Genomic DNA, 16,500 nt, shown 5'->3' on the forward strand with positions numbered 1-16,500 from the left:
ACGTTCCTACGGGCGGCGCGTCCCGGTCGCGACCGTGGCACGCGAGTGCAGGGCGCGTCCTGACCCACGTTCCTACGGGCGGCGCGTCCCGGTCGCGACCGTGGCACGCGAGTGCAGGGCGCGTCCTGACCCACGTTCCTACGGGCGGCGCGTCCCGGTCGCGACCGTGGCACAGCGCCGACACGATCTGCCATCTCCGCGCCCTCGATCACCTCCTCCTCGGAGAGGTTCGACTCTCCGCACGTGGAGTTGGAGCCGGAGTTCACCTTCGTCCTGGACAACGACGCCGACCACGCGGTCGGGACTCCGAGGGCCGCGGCGATGACCAGGCCGCCGCACACACCGAAGCGAATGGTCCGCGACGAGCTTGCCGCGTACCCCGCACACCTGCACTCGACCTGCTGCCCTCAGGGCAGGGGCGCGGGCACGGACACGCGCCCCTGCCCTGATCCGTACGCTACTGACGGATCGATCCGCGGGCCGCAGGTGTGCCCGCCGTGCACCTGTGCACGGTCCAGGCGAACACGGCGGCCCGCGCGTGCCACCACCGTCTGGGAATCGCGCCGCCGGCGGTGCCCGATCCCGGTCCCGTCCGGTTTCTGGGGCGGCCGACGGCTGCCGCCGCGCGGCTCGGCGCGTGATGGGCCATAGGATCGCATCTCCTCCGGGGACAAGGCGCAGGCCTCGCGCGGTGACCGTAGCCAGCGGCGCCGAAATCACATCAGGGCCGGCCCTCCCTGAGAACGAGGTGCCGACTGCCGGCTCCTTTGCCGTGCTCTCCCCAAACGCGCCAGAAGCCCCGCCGGAAGGAATTCTGACGGGGCTTCTGGAGGGCCCGCGCGGCGCGGGTGCGGTGGGCGCCGCCGGTGCCGGACGGATGACCGCGGCGTCTTCCGCGATCCAGGCGAGCCCAGCAACGACGACGTGCGGCGCGCACGGCGTCCCCGGGCCGGGTCGGTGCGGGTGCGCGGGCCCCACGGCGGGGCATCACAGAAGCCCCCATGAGGCCAGGGGGCTTCTGCGCACTGCGGTGGGTGGTGCCGGGTCACGCCCGGAGCAGCCGTTCCGTCACCTCACGGTAGGTCCGGAGCGTGAGCCGGAGCTGCTCGGTGTCGGGGCCCGGCCCATCCAGGTCGCCGTTCTCCCGCCAGCCCGCCCGCAACGCGGCGCGGCGGTCGCTCAGGGAGGCGATGAGTTGTTGCTCCGCCGCGGCGAGGACCTCGGCCGCCTCGGCGACCGAGTCGTGGGGCGAGTCGACGAACCCTGCGAGCGCGTGGTGCAGGCGCTGCCCGAGACGGTCGCGTTCACCATCGCCGAGCAGCGGTCCAGCCGGGCCACCGTCGGCGTCGGACCCGTGCCCCGTACGGGACGCAGGGCCGCCCACACCGCCCACACCGCCGACGTCGCGCTCATCACAGCCGCCTCGGCCCGGACTGCGGCCGTCGCCGGAAGCGTGGCCGTCGCCCGACCGGTCCGTCGCGTCCCTTCCGCGCGGCGCGGCGGGGGGCGCGGCGGGAGCGTTCGTGCGGCTCCCGCCGCTCCGGCCCGTGGCACTGGGGTCATCGGACGGGACGGCGGACGGTGGCGCCTGCGGCGGCATCGCCGGAGGCGGGGTGGGCGGCGGCGGGGACGCGTTGACCGGCGGTGCGGTGGGTGGTGTCGATGGATGGCCGGTGCGCTGGGCGGGCACGGACGCGGAAGAGGATCCCCCGCTTCCGTTGGGCGCCGGTCCGCCGGCACCGCCCGCCGCGCCCGGGGCACTCGGAGGCGCGGATTCGCGCCGCGTTTCTCCATCGGCCCCGCCTGCTGTCCGCCGGTCCTGGTTCTCGCGGGCCATCACGCGCCACTTCCCTTCGGCTTGAGGAGATGCCCGCGGTTGCGCCCTGACGCCGAGCGTGTTCGGGAGGCCTCCGTGCCGGGCGGACTCCCGGGTGCCGTCAGGTCCTCGAACAGGGCACGTACGTCAACCAGCGCCTCCCGCAACTCCTCGGTGGAGGCGGATTCGGAGTGCACCGCACGGCGCACCGCGCGCAGGCCCTCCACATGGTGCGGATGGTGCACCGACAGGGCGGCGAGCTGCTCCTCGCGCCGGTCTGGATCCGGGAAGCCCCGGGTCGCCGCGATCCGCGTGAGGAGCTCGTCGGCGTCGGCGACGGCCTGCCGCGGCACGTCGACGAAACGCTCCTGGAGCATGGTCCATTGAGCGACGTAGTGCTCACGGATCGCCGGCTCCAGCGGCAGGGGGCGCAGGCCACCGTGCCGCTCGACCCGCTCGCGCAGGTCGTGGTGGGCGGACTCGCTGTCGCCGCCGTGCCGTTCGAGGGTGCGGTCGTACTCGGGGCCGAAGCGTCGCCTGAGGGAGCGCGTGTCACTGCCCGTGCCCATGCGGGCCCGGAGCAGGACACCGGCCGCCAGTAGCGCGGCGACCGTCGCCGCGAGGATGAGAACTGCGGTCAGGGTCGACATGACTGCCTTCCTGGATGATGACTCCTGGCTGGCTGTTCGTCACTGCTTTCTGGGCACCCGTCAGTTCGGCTTGCCGCTTCTCGTACGGTCAAACCCGATGCACGCCGGAGTCGCCCGTACAGCGGGCACGGGGACCGCCCGCAGGGGCCGCCGACGATGCTGGGCGGCGGGCCGGGCGGCGTAGCCTGGAACCTCCGCGGGCGATCGGCGCGGCCGGGACGTTTCGGGGGTAGGAGAACAGCATGGACAGCGCCCTCTGGCTCATCGTGGCCGTCGTTCTCGTACTCGTGGCGGCGGGATTCGCGGCCGTTCTGCTCGTACGTGTCTTCCAGGCTCGCAAGCTGCTGATGGACGCCGATGTCCCGTTGCAGCCCAAGGCCCTTTTCTGGGTGGCGGTGGTGTACACGATCTCGCCGATCGACCTGATCCCGGACCCGGTCTACCTGGACGACATCGGCGTACTCCTGGTCGCCCTGCGGGCGCTGCACGCGGCAGCCGCCCGGAGCGGGGCGGGCCCCAAGGGGTCGCCCGCGGGCCCGGAAGCCTCGATCAACGGTCCGGCGCAGGCGCCGCCGCACTGACGGTGGAGTCCGGTGCCGCCCCTCGCCGCCGGTCCCTCCCGTGCGGCCGCCGGATGGTGCCATCGGCCACCATGCACCTCTTCCGGCCGATGGGGCGCTCCCGGCCAGGCGGCCGGCCCGGAGTTGGGCCTGTACGAAGCGGAGGGCGGAAGGCCGGCCGCCTGCGCCGGCCGTCGCGGCCGGTGGCGCGGCCTGCGAGCCCTGCACGCCCGCGCAGGCCGGCCGATGCCGCACCTGCTGGCGGCGGGCGTCCCTTCGCCCTGGCGTGTCACAGCACCGGCGCCGGTGCTGGCGGCGGTTTCGACGTTGCGTCTGTGTGGAGTGAACGGCGCCCTGCCGGATCGTCAGCTGATGTCAGGCCGGATGACCGGGCGAGAAGTGGGTGACGTCGCTGAGGCACAGGACGCCGGTCCGGTCGACTGCCGGAGCCGCGGAAGCACCTTCGGCGACTGGGGCCAGCAGGAAGCCGACGTGGTCTCCGCCGTCCCACCGGGCCTCCACCCGGCCGACGAACCAGGCGCAGGCGTCGGAGAGTACGGGTGCGCCGCCATGCCCGGGCCTCCAGTCCACCCGGGCGAACTTGTCGATCTCGTCGCCGGTCTTTTCGCCGAACAGCCGCGCGGTCTCCAACCGTGAACGGCGCAGGACGTGCACCGCCAGGTGGGAGGAGCGACAGGCCACGCCGTAGGTGTGGTTCTTCCGGGACAGCCACACCGTGAAGCGCGCCGGGTGGATCGAGCACTGCGAAGCGAACCCCACGAGGCATCCCGCGCGCTCGCCGTCAGCGGCCACGGCCGTCACCACGTACATGGGGGGATCAAGAGCTTCTGTGAAGGCATCCAGACCCGACATGGGCGGCTCCCCTTTCACGGGATTCCGTCACGACCACGATCGCCTGCGGCCCGCATCCCGCAGCGCGCAGTCTCCCGGCTTCAAGATCCCACCCGCATCCCGGAGTGCGGCGCGAGGCACGCCGGGTCCCTTCCGGAGCGATCGGCAGCTCGACGGTGGCCGACGAGACTGGGCCGCGCCGACAGACCGGCGGGCAGCACGGAGCGGCCCGGTTCACTGGGTGGGGTGCCATTCCGCGAGGAGGATGGTGGCGTCGTCGTTGAGGTGATGGTTCTGGTGCGTCAGGAGGTTCTCGATCAGGCGGCGGAGGGCTTCGGGTGCGGGATCGCCCGCCGCCATGGAGCGGATGATCGTGTCGGCGAGGCGGGCTTCACCGAACATTTGATTGCCGGTGGAGCGTGCTTCGGTGACGCCGTCGCTGTAGAGGAGGACACGGTCGCCGGGTTCCAGCCGCGTACGGTGGTGCACCGGGGGCAGCTGGGCGTGGAATCCGAAGCCGAGGGGAAGCTGCACCGGTCTTTCCAGTGCAGCGGTCAGCACGTGGCCGTCGCGGATCAGCAGGGGCGCGGGGTGGCCGCAGTTGACCCAGGTGAGCTCTCCCCTCACCGTGTCGAGATCGGCGATGATCCCGGTCATGAGGCGGTTCGGGATCCACTCGGCGAGAGTGCGGTCGATGGTCTGGGCGATGTCCGGCAAGGTGCCGCCGGAGCGGCGGGTGGATCGGCAGGCCGCCAGGCCGACCGCGCTGGCACCGCCGGAGGCGAGGTCGTGGCCCATGGCGTCCAGGAGCGTCAAATGCAGGCGCCCATTGGTGAATCCGTGGTCGAAGGCGTCGCCGCCGATGTCGTAGGCCGGCTCCAGCACAGCGGTCGACGTGGCCTGTCTGTTCCCGATCGTCTTCGGTGGCAGGAAAGCCCACAGCAGTTCGGCCTGGAGCGTCATGGGGCGGCTTCGGCCTCGTGCGACGAGGAGGTCGTTATGGGTGGTCTTGGAGATGACGAGCAGCGTGGCCAGGCTTGCCAGGGCCTTGCAGGAGTCCAACCAGCCGGAGTCCACTCCTGGGCCCGCTTCCATGACTCCGACGCGCTCGATCCCGTCGATCATCGGCAGCCAGGCGGTGCCGTCGCTGCCCAAGCGGACCCGCTGGGTGCGGTAGGCCAGACCGGCCAGTGAGCTGTCGATGGCGAGTCTGTCGCCATCGTCCGCTGCCGAGGTATCCGACCGCGGGCTCGCGCTGTCGCGGAGAGGGAGCACCACCAGCCCCGCCTGCTGTACATCGGCCACGTAGATCCGCGCCCGTGTCGCCCCCAGGCGCCGCGCGGCCTCGTCGAACAGGACGGGCAGTTCACCGGCGGACGCGTCGTGCGACCGCTCCAGCACCCACGCCAGCACGGGACCCAACCCACTACCCGTCGGCTCGTCAGCTCTCACCGCAGGACCGCTCCAGCACAGCGACAGTTCACAGAAACGCCCTCAGTCGGGACGGTTACGGACACGACCATCTTCGTCAGCCGCCAGGGCCGAGACCTCCCGACACGTCGAACATCGACGGAGGCGCTGGACTGAGGCCCGGACGAGGTGGTCGGGGCGACTGCTACGGGCGTCGCACGGCCCGAAGCCCGACGTTGCCGGCAGCAATCCGATCTTGAGCGGGGAGCACCCCTTGCGGCTGTTCGCTCGGGAGGAGGAGACGGGAAGGGCCCGGCGAACCCGCGGAGTTCTGAGATGCCTGCCTCCGGCGTCCAGCGGGGGGGCGCCCTGACAATCCCCCGGTCGTGCGGAGGCTGCGCGCGCCCGGCGGGCCACCGGGCCGTCCCGCCCCGAAGCCGGAATGACACATACAACAGCGGGATACGGGCACTCGCTGCTCACGGGTGGCGGGACGTTACCGGCGTCGCCGCTCGCAGTCTGGCCATGGCCTCGCCACGAGCCTGGCCCCAACGAGAAACCGAGGCACGCCATGCTCCTTGTCGGAGTCATTCTGCTCATCATCGGATTCATCACCGGCATCGCCATCCTCTGGACCATAGGTCTCGTCCTGGCGGTCATCGGCGCCGTCCTGTGGATCCTCGGAGCCGTCGGACACGCGGTCGGAGGCCGACGCCACTACTGGTAGCCGCACTCGCGCTTGCCGCGCTCCCACCCGTACGGGCGCAGGTGGCCGCACTGGGGCGAGCGCGGCAGCGAACGGCCCTGAGCCCCATCCTGCGCTCGGGGCGTGACCGGCACTCCAGGAACCGGTTCGTAGTCGCGCCCTGCTCGAACCGTCTCCGGTCGCATCCACCCTGTCGCGACACCAGGCGCGCCTGGCAGGGCCCGCAGCCCCGCCCGCCCTCTGGGGAAGGGCCCGCCATGCGCGCCCCGGCCCGATCCGCAAAGGCTCCCTGCATGTACACCGGGCACCCCGCTCGCGGTGGGGCCGCCCAGAGATAGTGCGGTGCGGGCCATACGCCCGTCACGTGTGGAGGGTTCCGCCTCAGGTTCGCGCGACGGGAAGCCGTTCAGGCACAGCTGCGACTCGTACCGCGTCAGCCCGGATCCCGCCGACGACGCCCTGCCATGAAGGTCAGCCCGCCCGGCCTCCTCGCCCTTCCGAGGCCGGGCGGCCAACCAACCGTCACACCCTCCGTCGGCTCGGCGACTCCCCCTCCGTGCTCACCGGGACGGTGACCGGTCGCCCCGTCGCGACTTCTCGCCTCGGGCGTGCGTCGGAGATGACTGCCGCCCGTTGCCCACGGTGCGCGCGCCCGCAGGCGGACACCCGCGTCTCCGGCGCCACAGCACGAGCAGCGCCACGAAGAACGAGATGACGTCGGACGACTTGATCACGACAGTGCCCCGGGGTAGTCGGGCGGGTACATCGCACGGCTGCCCCGAGGGTCGGCCTTCATACCGGACGCACGCTGCCCAGCGAGATCTCAGCACGGCCACGACCATGAAGACCTTCGCCGCCGGCGCCACCCACCTCGCCCGCCGCCTCAAGTACGCCGCGTGTCCGCCCTCCTGACGCCGGCATCGAGCACCCGCCGCCTCGTGGTCACTGGTCAGTGCCCTCCTCGGTGTCCTCCTCCTGCTCCCCGCCCGGAAGTCCCTGGGATTGCGCCGCGTCCGTCCCGCTCCCGGCAGGATGGGCGCGGAGGTATCCGACCACGGTGTTGCCCACGGCGACGAGCGGGACTGCCACCACGGCCCCGCCGATACCCGCGACGATGCCGCCGGTGGCGACGGCCAGGACGACCGCCAGCGGGTGAACCCGCACAGCCCGGCCCAGGATGAACGGCTGCAGTACGTGGCCCTCGATCTGCTGCACCAGGAGGACGACCATCAGCGCCATCAGCGCCGTGAAGACGCCCTCGGTGACGAGCGCGACGACGACAGCGAGTGCTCCGGAGACGACGGCGCCGACGAGGGGCACGAAGGAGGACAGGAAGATCACCACGCCGATGGGAACGGCGAGCGGCACGCCGAGGAAGTGGATTCCCACGCCGATGAAGACGGCGTCGATCATGGCGACGATCATGGTGCCGCGCACGTAGGCGGTGAGGGTCCGCCAGGCGCGCGGACCGGCGCCGGCGACACCGGGGCGGGCCGCGGCGGGGACCAGCTTGAGCGACCACAGCCAGATGCGCTTGCCGTCGTACAGCAGGAAGAGGGTGGCGAACATGGCCAGCAACAGCCCTGTGATCACCTCCACCAGCACGGTCACGCCCTGGAGGCCGGCGGACGTGATCTCACTCGTACTGTTGCCGATGGTGTCGCTCAGGGCTTCGGCGATGTCGTTGATCTGTTTCTCGGTGACGTGGAGCGGACTGTCGAGCAACCATTGCTTGAGTTCGTCGATGCCCTCCTGAACGCGGTCGGAGAGGTTCCCGAGGTTGTCGAGCACCTGCCAGACGACGAACCATCCCACCAGTCCGAGCAGCACGAATCCGCAGGTCGCCGTCAGCGCCGTCGCCGCACCGCGGGACAGTCCGTGTCGGTGCAGCCGGGCGACCGTCGGCTGGAGCAGCGCAGTGACCAGAAGGGCGACCACGAAGGCGAGCACGACCAGCCGTACCGCTCCGATGACCCGCATCAGCACCCAGACGGTGGCCGCGAGCACCAGGAACCGCCAACCGGCCTCCGCGGCCACCCGTACGGCCCAGGGCACCGAAGTGGCGGGGCTCCGCGGTCTCGGCCCGTCACCGCGTCGCAGCTCCGGAGGAAGCGAGTCGTCCCAGGCTCCGTCGTCCTCGGCTTCCCGTTGGGCCCGGAGCCGCGCTCGACGCTCGCCGAAGGCGGAGGCACTCTGCATCACACGTCCGAGCCACCCGCGCGGGCCGGGCTGTCGAGGTTGGTCCACTGCGGAGAACCTCCGAGTCGTCTGTGCGGAAGAACTCCTCCCAGGCTGGCGGGTACTCCGCGCACCGGCACGTCGGGCGCCTGATCGCGGGGCATCCGGGCCCAGCCGGCAGTCGATGGCCCTCCCCGCGACGGGCGACTGGCAAGCGGTCGATCACACGCCCCCAACGACTCGTCCGAGTGAGGGGCGATTCCATGCCGTCCGCCGCACGCCTCGGCGCGACGTAGGGCGGGTTTCATCGCGGCGCATTACGGCAAGGCGTCCTATATGGTACGAATCGGCTACACCATGATGACCGAGCAGGCCGGCCCTCAAGAGCTGGTGTCGCATGTCGTCGGAGCAGAGCGGGTGGGCTTCGACTTCTCCGTCATCTCCGACCACTCGTTCCCCTGGCTCGATTCCCAGGGGCACGCGCCGTACGCGTGGAGCGTGCTGGGCGCGGCGGCGCAGGCGACCTCACGCATCCCTCTGATGACGTTCGTGACGTGCCCGACGTTCCGCTACCACCCCGCGGTGATCGCGCAGAAGGCCGCGACGATGCAGTTGCTGTGCGGCGGCCGCTTCCGCCTCGGCCTCGGCTCCGGCGAGAACCTGAACGAACACATCGTCGGGCCCGGCTGGCCCGCCGCCCACGTCCGGCTGGAGATGCTGGAGGAAGCTGTGGGCATCATTCGCGGGCTGTTCGACGGCGGGTACGTCACTCATCACGGCACGCATTTCGACGTGGAGAACGCCAAGCTCTGGGACCTTCCCCCCACCCCGCCTCCCATCGGCATCGCCGTCTCCGGAGAGCAGTCCTGCGAGCTTGCGGGCCGCCATGCGGACGTACTGATCGCCACTGAGCCCGAGACGGAGCTGCTGAGCGCGTTCGCCACGCACGGTGGCGCCGGCAAGCCGTGCATCGGGCAGCTGCCGGTCTGCTACGACCTCGACCGCGCCGCGGCGGTGGCTCGGGCGCACGAGCAGTTCCGCTGGGCCCTCGGCGGCTGGGACGTCAATGCCGAGCTGCCCGGCCCGGCGGGCTTCGCCGGTGCCACGGCACACACACGTCCCGAGGACGTCGCCGAGGCAATTCCTTGCGGTGACGATGTGAACACCTTCGTCGAGGCCGTGCGCCCCTACGTCGAAGCCGGGTTCACCGAGGTCGCACTGGTCCAGATCGGGGGCGACCACCAAGCATCCTTCCTGGACTGGGCGGAGACGAAGCTGCTGCCCGCCCTGCGGGACATGTGAGGTGAAGGAGTCGAGATGAGCCGCGCAGCGTTGTTCGATGTCGATGGCACTCTCGCGGACACCAACCACTTGCATGTGACGGCGTGGTGGGAGGCCTTGCGCCAGGCGGGGCACTCCGTCCCGATGCACGCCATCCATCGAGCGGTCGGTCTGCCCGGCGAGGACCTGCTCGATCACGTCCTGGGGGAGGGCCGTGATCGTACGGAGGACGATCGTCTGAGTGCCGCACACGACACCCTCTACGCCACGTACTTCGACCGACTTCCCGCAATGGACTCGGCCTCCGAGCTGCTGCGGGTTCTGGCGCGGAAGGGCTGGACGGTCCTGCTCGTCACCTCTGCCAAGGACAACGAGCTCAGAGCTCTGCGCCGGGCGATCGACGCCGACTACGCGATCTCGGACACGGCCACCGCCGATGACGTCGAGGACGGCAAACCCGCGCCCGAACCGGTCGAGCAGGCACTGGAGTTGGCACGGGTACCGCCCGAGCGGGCGGTGTTCGTCGGCGACACGGTGTGGGACATGAAGGCCGCCACGGCGGCCGGTGTGACGTGCGTGGGATTGCTGTGCGGCGGGATCCCCCGCCACGACCTGGAAGAGGCCGGCGCCGCCGCCGTCTACCGAGATCCGGTCGAGCTTCTGCAGCGACTCGATGAGAGCCCGTTCTCGTCGGTCACGGCCTGAATCGTCTCCGAGGCGGGCGGCTGCGGCGGGGCGATCGATCCGATGCCCCTGGTCACGATGTTCGAAGAGGCTCACGATGCTCGACAAGTAGGTCTCAAGTAGATCCACCTGAGGGTGGGCCAGGCGAGGGGACGGTCCTGGGTGGCGGGCGGCCCTGGGTGGCGGGCGGCCTGCTCAGGTACTGGAGATGTCTCAGACGTGACCACTCGCGGGCAGAGGCACGCTCAGCCGATCGAGTGGCAGGTCGTACAGCGCGAAGGCCCGGTCGATGACCGGCTGGGCCACGTTGCGGACACGGACGCCGCCTGCCGTCGTGCCGTGCTCCGCGCCGAGGTGCGCGTGGCCGTGGACGGCGAGGTCCGCTCCCGCCGCGTCGATGGCCTCCGCGAGGAGATAGCTCCCGAGGAACGGATAGATCTCCAGCGGCTCGCCCGCCAGGGTGTCCGGCACCGGAGAGAAGTGCGTGAGTGCGATCCGTACCCGGCACCCGTCCGCCGCCAGTCCCGCGAGCGCGTGCCGGAGCCCGTCCGCCGCCCGCCGGGTCGTTCGGACGAACGCCTTCATCTCCGGCTCGCCGAATTCACCCGCGCTGCGGCCCGCGAACCCGCCGCAGAAGCCCTTCACACCGGCGATGCCCACCGTGTGCTCCCCCACCGTCACTCGCGCGGCGCGCCCTTCGAGGACGTCCACTCCCGCCTCCTCCAGGGTGCGCGTGACTTCTTCCTCCTGGCCCGCGTCGTAGTCGTGGTTGCCGAGCACCGCCACCACCGGTATCCCGAGATCGCGCACCTCTTCGGCCACCACCTCCGCCTCGGCGACCGTGCCGTGTCGCGTCAGGTCCCCCGCCAGCAGCAGGACGTCGGCACGCTCCGGCAGTGTCGCGAAGGCAGGGCGAAGCAGTCCGCCGCAGTCGGGGCCGAGGTGGATGTCGCCGACGGCCGCCACCCGTACGACGTCACGCACTGCCCGGCCCGCGGCCATCGCCGTACCGTGGCCGGTCACGGAATTTCCTCGTGGCGGGCGGGTGGTTCGGCGCCCGCGACAACGAGATCGGCGCGGACGGACAGGCCCGCGAGCTCGGCATGCGCCAGTCGTAGGATCTCGTCACGCCGTTCGGCAGTCTGCACTGTGCCGGTGAGCAGCACCGTTCCGCCCCGTGGTTCGACGCGTACGCCGAGCTCCCCGACGTCCTCCTTCGCGAGCCGCTCCCGCAGATGTGCGATCCGGTACTCGACCGGGTACGCCCCCTGGTCACCGAGTGTCATCGTCATCCCTCCGCCCATGGGGAGCGGCCACCGGAACGACATCGAGCAGTTCCAACAGGTACAGGAAGGCCGCCGCCATCGGCGCGTCGCCGGTCTCGCGGCGCACCCGGTCCCAGTCGACCTTCTCCCGCAGCCCGCGCGCCAGCGGCAGCAGGGCACCGAAGTCGCAGTGATGCTCGGAGAGCGCCGCAAGACGGCTGGTCATCATGTCGGTGGGCGCCAGGACAGGCATGTGGACGGAGTCCACGGGCAGGGGCTCGGCCCGGTCGAGGAGTTCGCCGGTGACCGGGCGGCCGGCCAGCGCGAAGATCAGATCGATGTCCTCCCCGCCCGCGCGGGCCTTGATCAGCCAGTCCTCGGGCGGGGCGACGATCTGTACACCCTGTTGCTCCAGCAGTTGGACGACCGTGTCGGCGTCCTCGCGCCGCAGGGCGAAGTCGGTGTCGTGCTGGAGCGGGACGGGGATGCCGTGCGCGTACGCGGCCACGCTTCCGACCAGCGCGAACGGGCATCCCGAGGTCTTGAGCAGGGAGCCGATCGCTTTGGTGGTCTCCAGGATGGCCTGCGTGTGGTCGGCAGGCAGCGCTTCATGGGCCTCGGAGCCCGGCCGGACCGCGCCGGTCCGATCGGTCGGACCGGCGGCAGCACGTGCGACAGGCCGTTCCCAGGCATCGGTGAGATTCATCGTGCGTTCCTCTCGCCGTGGGACAGGCGTCTACCCACGAGCACGGCATACATCCCCCGCTTCTGCGAGCGCCCGCCCGGAGGCCCGCATTCCGACCCTCGAAGACGGTGCCCTTCGCCCGCCCGGGGCGGCGCCGGACGATCACCCTGCGATGACCGAAGTCATCGAGTGACGTACGAACTCAGGAGTCGGGATTCGACACCTCTTCGCCCGCCTCTCCGGTTCCGACGGTCCCGGCCGTGTCCGACGTCGGTGGCTGGTGTCGCACCAGGATGGTGACGGCTGCGACGGCATGTGCAGAGCCCAACGCAGAACCGGCCCGACGTGACGATGGTGCCGTCTTCCGGATCAACTTCGACAGGACCCTCGATGAGCATCGGACCGTCCGCTAGGACGGTGATGCGACGCACGGTCGGGCGGCGTGTCACGTGTGTCTCGCACGTACCCAGACACCCTGTTCGCACCGGCTTGACATGCGGTCTGCACGTGCACCTTCGCGCGCAGCGGTCAAGCATGGGGGCATGGAAGCGCCCCGGGCACCGCTGATCGTGTGCGCGAACTTCTTCTCCGACGTCGCCGTGAGCCTCCGGGCACACCACATGCTGGCCCACTGGGCGCGGCAGGCCCCCCGCGAGATCTGGCTGATGCGGCCGGGGGACGTCCTGTTGACGCCCGTGCCGCTCGGACGCGATTTCACGCGCTACGCCTGCGGCCTGCTGGGTATCCCGCACCGCAGCATCACGGTGCTCACCGTCCCGTCCTCCGCCGGAGTCCCCATGGCGGAGGCTCTGGACCGGGAAGGTGTGACAGACGTGCTCCGAGCGCTCATCGCCCACCGGCCCGGAGCGCAACTGCTCCCCCTCGCGCTGGACTCCCCCACTGTCGCCTTGGCCGACCGACTGGGCGTGCCGGTCGCGCCCTACGGGCCGAGTGGCGTGCCACCGTCGGCGCCGGAGGCGGTATACCGCCTCAACACGAAGAGCGGGTTTCGCGACCTGGCCGAAGACTTGGGAATGCGGACGCCGCCTGGGCGGCATTGTGGCGATGGAGACCTTGTGGAGACCGTCTCCACCATGCTCGAGCGGTACGGACGGATCGTGGTGAAGCCGGATCGCTCCGCAGGCGGACACGGGCTGAGGTTCATCTCCGGCGCGGATGGCGGCTGGGCGCGTGCCGTGCCTCCGCCCGGGGCGGCAGGGCGTGGCGGCTGGGTGGTCGAGGAATGGCTCACTGACGCCCGGTCCGTCAGTGCTCAGATGGAGGTGCTCCCGAGCGGTCCCCGTCTCTTGTTCACCGGCGAGATGCGTACCGTGGGCGGTTCGTACACCGGCTACGTTTCCCCCTTGGACCACGCCACGGACATGGCCACGAGGGAGCTGGAGCACTGGGGAGCGACGCTCGGTCGGCGTCTTGCGGCCCACGGGTACCGCGGGCCGTACGGGATCGACGCGCTCCTGGCACCGGACGGCACTCTGTATGCCACGGAGAGCAACGTGCGACGCACCGCCACCACAACTCCCCGGGCCATGGTCGGTCGCCTCGCCTCCGACGCGGGATTCCATTCCCCCGCCTGGCTGCTCGCCGAGGGCCGATCCCGCCACACCCGCACCTTCGCAGACGCTCTGCGCCTGCTCCGGACAGTGGACCTTGCCTGGTCCCCCAGCCGCGGCGAAGGAGTGGTGCTCTACGCGGACGCCCCAGACGACGGACGCTCCTGGCTGTACGCAGTGATCGCCGCCGACGTCGGTGGTACGGCGAGGTTGCACTCGGCTCTCGCGGACGTCATGGAGCTCGAAGGGGAATGACGCCGCTCGCCCGGCAACCGACATCCGACACCAGCGGATTCAGCGACGAGGTCGATTCGCCCTGCGGCAGCGGCTCATCCGTCGGGGAACCGGAGGCGAAGGCGGAGAACACCACCCGCGCCCAGAAGGCGGCCTTCTACGCGGACCGTTTCGGACACGTTGCGAGGGGGCAGCCGCGCCGCGTGGGGGGCATCCGAAATCAACCAAGGGGCCGCCCAATGTCAACTGGGACGCTTTTGGCCATCATCATCCCGGCCATCGTGGTGATCGCCCTGATAACGGTGGCCACGGTGCTCGCCATGCGGCGGCGCCGTCTGCAGGAACGCTTCGGCCCGGAGTACGAACGGACCGTCGAGGACACCGGCAGTCGCAGGGCGGCCGAGCACGAACTCGCCGAGCGGGAGAAGCGCCACGACTCACTCGAACTGCAGCCCCTGCCGAGCGGGGAGCGCGAGAGGTACGCACGCGAGTGGGACGGCGTTCAGGAGCAGTTCGTCGATCATCCCGACGCAGCCGTCCACGACGCCGACCGACTGGTCACCTCGCTCATGCAGGCTCGCGGGTACCCGACGGAGAACTTCGACCAGCAGGTGCGGGACCTCTCCGTCGAGCACGGCCGCACCCTGCAGCATTATCGGGCGGCTCACGAGGTCGATTCGCTCAGCGCACGACGCGAGGCGACCACTGAACAGCTACGTGGGGCCATGGTGCATTACCGGGCCCTGTTCGACGAACTACTCACCGACGGACATCAGGGCGGCCGGGCCGGGGCTTGAGCCCGCCCGTCGGAGCGAATGACAGACGTACGGGAGACGTGATGCGTCACAACGAGAATCCGGATCGGACCGGCGCCGGCGAGCTGACGACCGAGGACATCGCCCGGTCACGCGATCAGGCGGCTGAGAACGGGCAGGACGCCGGGCCACCCACGTACCCGGGTGAAGCAACGGCCACCTCCGACCAGACCCTGGCCCGCCCGCGGGAGGGATCCGACAGCGTCGAGGACAGCACCGCCCATGGTTCCGAGAGGACAGCGGAGGAGCCTGCCGCTGAAAGGAGTCAGCGCGACGAAGACGAAGAAGAGGCACTGCTGTCCGCTCAAGACGTGGATGCCTATCGGTCGCGCTGGCAACAAGTCCAGAACGACTTCGTGGACGACCCGGAGCAGGCCGTCCAAGCAGCCGACGGCCTTGTCGCGGACGTGATGCGAACCCTGGCCGAGAAGTTCGCCGGCCACAGGAAAGCGTTGGAAGGCCAGTGGAACCAGGGGGAAGCGGTAGATACCGAGAGCCTGCGGATGGCCCTGCGTGAGTACCGGTCGTTCTTCAACCGGTTGCTGACGAAGTGACTTTGCCCCCGGCCGGCAGCGGTACCGGAGGCCCGTGAATCGGCCCCGCCCCTCCCATCCGTCGGGGCCGCCGGGCCGGGGTCGAGGCGGCAGCGTGCCGCCCGGCAACCGCCCGCAGGCCCATGACCCATCGTGATCCGTCCACCCTCCTCCGGGACCGAAATACCCTCGTGCACACCGTCGCGAGGGCGGGGGCACCAGGGTCGGAGCAGCGGAGCGTCCCCTCATTCAGGCCGACTTGGCTACTGGTGGCTTCGCAGCACGGCATTCCCACCGCGGAGGCCCCAGCAGATCCCTGGAGCGCGCCATGCTCGTCATCCCGAGGGCCGCCGGAGTCCCGACGCCGACGACAGCGGCCCGCGCCCCGATAAGACGATGACCACCGGTCCCGCAGGACGATGGTCTCCGTTCGCCCGGATACGCAGCGTGATCCGCCGATCGCGAGCCGGGCACCGATGGGGGCGGGTCGGCGATCTGGAGCTGTGGCAACGGTCGCTGGGATTCGCCGCGCTCGGGTTCCTCACGCTGGTACCGCTGTTGATCGTCGTATCCGCAGCGGATACAGCAAGTGGGAGGGGGTTCGCGCAGTGGCTGGGGGACGGACTTGGCGTATCGGCGGCCGCCAGGGAGGAGATCGAGCAGTTGTTCGCTCTGCCCGGACGGGTGTTGCGGACCACGACGGCGTTCAGTCTCGCCCTGCTCACCGTGTTCGGACTGTCGTTCGGCACGGTGGTGCAGAGCGGCTACGAGAAGGTCTGGGATCTGCCTCCGGCCCGCTGGCGGGCCAGGTGGCGGCATGTGGTGTGGCTGGCAGTCGCCATCGGGGTCCTCCACCTGTTCGCGGTCACATCATCGTGGCATGACCCGGCCCGTGGTGTCGTCGTCGTCGTGAGCGGCGTCCTGTTCTTCTGGTGGTCCCAGCGGCTGCTGCTCGGCGGCCGGGTGACGTGGCTCGCTCTGCTGCCCGGGGCGGTGTCCACCATGCTGGGACTGCTCGGACTGCGAATCTTCTCCCGGCTCGTCTTCTCTCCACTGATCGCGTCGAGCGCCGTCACCTACGGCCCGTTCGGTGCGTTCCTCGTCATCGAGTCGTGGCTCGTCGCGGTGGGGGTGGTCGTCTTCGGCGGTGCGCTGGTCGGCCGGATGTTCGACGATGAACTGCCCCGCATGATGCGTGCGCTGAAACGGCGAAGGTGATCCGGACGCACATCGCCGCTGCGGATTCATGGACTCTACGGC

At 70.6% G+C, this 16,500-nt stretch carries 16 protein-coding genes and 1 pseudogene; 8 read left to right on the forward strand and 9 right to left on the reverse strand.

From position 1 onward, the window contains the following. Positions 1-1,045: 1,045 nt before the first annotated feature. Both ACZ561_RS10465 and ACZ561_RS10470 read right to left on the reverse strand, forming a co-directional pair. On the reverse strand, positions 1,046-1,384 hold the full coding sequence (locus ACZ561_RS10465; RefSeq protein ID WP_470992048.1) for a hypothetical protein: 339 nt from the start codon (positions 1,382-1,384) through the stop codon (positions 1,046-1,048). Between the two features lie 452 nt (positions 1,385-1,836). Continuing rightward, a complete protein-coding gene (locus ACZ561_RS10470) occupies positions 1,837-2,466 on the reverse strand; it encodes a hypothetical protein (RefSeq protein WP_470992051.1) in 630 nt (209 codons plus the stop codon). Between the two features lie 242 nt (positions 2,467-2,708). Here ACZ561_RS10470 and ACZ561_RS10475 point away from each other — a divergent pair, with 242 nt between their 5' ends. Further along, positions 2,709-3,047, forward strand: a complete 339-nt coding sequence (locus tag ACZ561_RS10475; protein WP_470992054.1) for a YkvA family protein — start codon at positions 2,709-2,711, stop codon at positions 3,045-3,047. 354 nt (positions 3,048-3,401) lie between these two features. Here ACZ561_RS10475 and ACZ561_RS10480 read toward each other — a convergent pair whose 3' ends face one another. Both ACZ561_RS10480 and ACZ561_RS10485 read right to left on the reverse strand, forming a co-directional pair. Further along, entirely contained in the window at positions 3,402-3,899 is a 498-nt protein-coding gene (locus tag ACZ561_RS10480) for a flavin reductase family protein (RefSeq protein WP_470992057.1), read from the reverse strand. A gap of 213 nt (positions 3,900-4,112) precedes the next feature. Then, entirely contained in the window at positions 4,113-5,291 is a 1,179-nt protein-coding gene (locus ACZ561_RS10485; protein WP_470992060.1) for a PP2C family protein-serine/threonine phosphatase, read from the reverse strand. A gap of 568 nt (positions 5,292-5,859) precedes the next feature. Between ACZ561_RS10485 and ACZ561_RS10490 the strand changes: the two genes are divergently transcribed. Next, positions 5,860-6,015 carry a DUF6131 family protein gene (locus tag ACZ561_RS10490; RefSeq protein ID WP_470992063.1) on the forward strand — a complete coding sequence of 52 codons (156 nt, stop codon included), beginning with the start codon at positions 5,860-5,862 and terminating at the stop codon, positions 6,013-6,015. A 921-nt stretch (positions 6,016-6,936) separates the two neighbouring features. On the opposite strand, the gene ACZ561_RS10495 is transcribed toward ACZ561_RS10490, so the two are convergent. Then, entirely contained in the window at positions 6,937-8,193 is a 1,257-nt protein-coding gene (locus tag ACZ561_RS10495) for an AI-2E family transporter (RefSeq protein WP_470992066.1), read from the reverse strand. Positions 8,194-8,508: 315 nt separating this feature from the next. Here ACZ561_RS10495 and ACZ561_RS10500 point away from each other — a divergent pair, with 315 nt between their 5' ends. Continuing rightward, a complete protein-coding gene (locus tag ACZ561_RS10500; RefSeq protein ID WP_470992069.1) occupies positions 8,509-9,474 on the forward strand; it encodes an LLM class F420-dependent oxidoreductase in 966 nt (321 codons plus the stop codon). Positions 9,475-9,489: 15 nt separating this feature from the next. Next, positions 9,490-10,158 carry an HAD family hydrolase gene (locus ACZ561_RS10505; RefSeq protein WP_470992072.1) on the forward strand — a complete coding sequence of 223 codons (669 nt, stop codon included), beginning with the start codon at positions 9,490-9,492 and terminating at the stop codon, positions 10,156-10,158. 192 nt (positions 10,159-10,350) lie between these two features. Here ACZ561_RS10505 and ACZ561_RS10510 read toward each other — a convergent pair whose 3' ends face one another. The 4 genes and pseudogenes from ACZ561_RS10510 to ACZ561_RS10525 form a co-directional block, all read right to left on the reverse strand. After that, positions 10,351-11,139 (reverse strand): metallophosphoesterase family protein, encoded by a 789-nt coding sequence (locus tag ACZ561_RS10510; RefSeq protein WP_470992972.1) that lies wholly within the window; start codon positions 11,137-11,139, stop codon positions 10,351-10,353. 17 nt (positions 11,140-11,156) lie between these two features. Beyond that, positions 11,157-11,423 (reverse strand): BON domain-containing protein, encoded by a 267-nt coding sequence (locus ACZ561_RS10515; protein ID WP_470992075.1) that lies wholly within the window; start codon positions 11,421-11,423, stop codon positions 11,157-11,159. Beyond that, on the reverse strand, positions 11,410-12,108 hold the full coding sequence (locus ACZ561_RS10520; protein WP_470992077.1) for a nucleotidyltransferase family protein: 699 nt from the start codon (positions 12,106-12,108) through the stop codon (positions 11,410-11,412). The genes ACZ561_RS10515 and ACZ561_RS10520 overlap by 14 nt, the downstream gene beginning before the upstream one ends. Before the next feature lie 237 nt (positions 12,109-12,345). Then, positions 12,346-12,485, reverse strand: a pseudogene (locus ACZ561_RS10525) (CDGSH iron-sulfur domain-containing protein); the annotation flags it as partial. 144 nt (positions 12,486-12,629) lie between these two features. Between ACZ561_RS10525 and ACZ561_RS10530 the strand changes: the two are divergent. From ACZ561_RS10530 to ACZ561_RS10545, 4 genes are all read left to right on the forward strand, one after another. Then, a complete protein-coding gene (locus tag ACZ561_RS10530; RefSeq protein ID WP_470992080.1) occupies positions 12,630-13,913 on the forward strand; it encodes a preATP grasp domain-containing protein in 1,284 nt (427 codons plus the stop codon). Positions 13,914-14,131: 218 nt separating this feature from the next. After that, the gene (locus ACZ561_RS10535; RefSeq protein WP_470992974.1) at positions 14,132-14,689 is read left to right on the forward strand and encodes a hypothetical protein; all 558 of its coding nucleotides are present in this window, start codon (positions 14,132-14,134) and stop codon (positions 14,687-14,689) included. A gap of 41 nt (positions 14,690-14,730) precedes the next feature. Further along, on the forward strand, positions 14,731-15,261 hold the full coding sequence (locus ACZ561_RS10540; RefSeq protein WP_470992083.1) for a hypothetical protein: 531 nt from the start codon (positions 14,731-14,733) through the stop codon (positions 15,259-15,261). A 375-nt stretch (positions 15,262-15,636) separates the two neighbouring features. Beyond that, a complete protein-coding gene (locus ACZ561_RS10545) occupies positions 15,637-16,458 on the forward strand; it encodes a ribonuclease BN (protein ID WP_470992086.1) in 822 nt (273 codons plus the stop codon). Positions 16,459-16,500: the final 42 nt, after the last annotated feature.

The organism is Streptomyces sp. NPDC039609 (assembly GCF_055596705.1).